The organism is Streptomyces sp. NPDC058375 (assembly GCF_042723425.1).
Taxonomy (GTDB): Bacteria; Actinomycetota; Actinomycetes; order Streptomycetales; family Streptomycetaceae; genus Streptomyces; species Streptomyces durocortorensis.
Map to the genome: position 1 here is coordinate 1 of NZ_JBHXJG010000461.1, position 2,245 is coordinate 2,245.

At 75.7% G+C, this 2,245-nt stretch carries 2 protein-coding genes; both read left to right on the top strand.

The window, feature by feature from the left end; all coding sequences use genetic code 11:
• Positions 1–170 precede the first annotated feature (170 nt).
• Complete coding sequence (locus ACFWM7_RS35010) at positions 171–1,679, top strand: DHA2 family efflux MFS transporter permease subunit (RefSeq protein WP_383268750.1); 1,509 nt, start codon at positions 171–173, stop codon at positions 1,677–1,679.
• Between the two features lie 112 nt (positions 1,680–1,791).
• The gene (locus ACFWM7_RS35015) at positions 1,792–2,205 is read left to right on the top strand and encodes a DUF3151 domain-containing protein (protein WP_003967556.1); all 414 of its coding nucleotides are present in this window, start codon (positions 1,792–1,794) and stop codon (positions 2,203–2,205) included.
• The last annotated feature ends 40 nt before the right edge of the window (positions 2,206–2,245 follow it).

The following is a 2,245-nucleotide window of genomic DNA, read 5'->3' on the forward strand; positions in this document are numbered from 1 at the left end:
CCGCTCCTCGATCGCCGGAGGGGCTTGAAGATCGTCGGAGGGGCTTGAAGTGCGGGCGCTCGCCCGGTGCGGGTTCGCCGGGGCTCCTCAATCGCCGGAGAGGCTTGAAGTGCGGGCGCTCCGGGAGCTCATCGATCGCCGGAGGGGCTCACATGGGGCACCCTGGCCCCATGGCTGCTGCTGGCTCCGCTCCCGGTGAGATCCGGGTCGCCTCGTCCGTCGGGCGGTGGGTCGTGCTGACCACCGTGCTCGGTTCCAGCATGGCCATGCTGGACTCCACCGTCATCAACGTGGCCCTGCCCCGCATCGGCGAGGACCTCGGCACCGACATGGCCGCCCTCCAGTGGACCGTCAACGCCTACATGCTCACGCTCGCCGGGCTGATCCTCCTCGGCGGGGCGCTCGGGGACCGGTACGGGCGGCGGCGGGTGTTCGTCGTGGGGGTGGTGTGGTTCGCGGTGGCCTCCCTGCTCTGCGGGATCGCGCCGAACGCGGGGGTGCTCATCGTCGCCCGGGCCCTGCAAGGGGTGGGTGGCGCGCTCCTCACGCCGGGGTCGCTCGCGCTCATCCAGGCCAGTTTCCATCCGGACGACCGGGCCCGGGCCGTGGGGCTCTGGTCCGGGTTCGGCGGGGTCGGGGCGGCCGTGGGGCCGTTCGTGGGCGGGTGGCTCGTGGACGGACCCGGATGGCGGTGGGTGTTCCTGCTCAATCTGCCGCTCGCCGCGATCTGCGTGCCCGTCGCGCTCCGCCACGTACCGGAGTCGCGGGATCCGGCGGCCCACGGGCGGTTCGACGTGCTGGGCGCCGTCCTCGGGGCGCTGGCGCTCGCCGGGGTGACGTACGCGCTGATCGAGGCCCCCGGGCGGGGCGCCTCCCCGGTGGTGATCGGGTCGGCGCTGGGCGGGCTGCTGCTGGGGGCCGCGTTCGTGGCGGTCGAACGGCGGCGGGCGGACCCCATGCTGCCGCCGGCGATCTTCCGCTCCCGGCTGTTCACCTCGGTCAACCTGGTGACCTTCTGCGTCTACGCGGCCCTCGGCGGCTTCTTCTTCCTCTCCGCGATCCAGCTCCAGGTGGTGGCCGGGTACTCGGCGCTGGGGGCCGGTACCGCGCTGCTGCCCACCACCGTGCTGATGCTGCTCTTCTCCGCCTCGGCCGGTGAGCTGGGGCGGCGCATCGGGCCGCGTATCCCGCTCACCGTGGGGCCGCTGCTGGCCGCCGCCGGGATGCTCCTGATGCTGCGGGTGGGGCGCGGCAGCGCTTCCTTCGGCGGGTACGTGAGTGAGGTCCTGCCCGCCGTCCTGGTACTCGGCGCCGGGCTCGTCGTGGTCGTCGCCCCGCTCACCGCGACCGTCCTGGCCGCCGTGGACGCCGGGCGGGCCGGTCTTGCCAGCGGCATCAACAACGCCGCCGCCCGGGCCGCCGGGCTCATCGCGGTGGCCGCGCTGCCACTGCTCGCCGGGATGGGGCCGGAGGCGTACCGGGACGCGGGCGAGTTCGCCTCGACCTTCCGGCGGGCGATGCCGATGTGCGCGGGGCTGCTGGTCGCGGGCGCGGTCCTCGCCTGGTGGGCGGTGCGCACCCCGGCCGCGACCGCCGAAGCCCGGGGCGAGCGGCCCGAGTGCGCGGTGCACTGCGGGGTCGTCTCCCCGCCGCTGGAGCCGGAGCGGCGGGAGGGCTGACCCCGGCCCGGGAGCCCCCTCCGCCGCTGCGGCGGGCGACCGCCCGGGAAGCCCCCCACGCCCGGCCCGGGCCGCGGTCCCGCCGGGGCGTGACGGCAGGCACACTTGAGGCATGTCCATCCACGAGAACCTGCTCGGGGGCCCCGCCCCGACCCACCTTCCCGACGACCCCGAGCCGCGCGAGCTGCTCGCCGCCGGCACCCCGCCCGCCGAGGTCGCCGCGAAGTACCCCACCTCCTCGCTCGCCTGGGCGCAGCTCGCCGACGAGGCGTTCGAGGGCGGCCGGGTCGTCGAGTCGTACGCGTACGCCCGTACCGGCTACCACCGCGGCCTCGACTCCCTGCGCCGGGCCGGCTGGAAGGGCCACGGCCCCGTCCCGTTCGAGCACGAGCCGAACCGCGGCTTCCTGCGCGCCCTGCACGCCCTGGCGCGGGCCGCGGGCGCGATCGGGGAGACCGAGGAGCACGAGCGCTGCTCGACGTTCCTGCGCGACTCCTCGCCGACCGCTGCCGACATCCTGAGCTGAACCCGGGCACGTACGCCTGAGCCGCTCCCCGCCCAAGCAC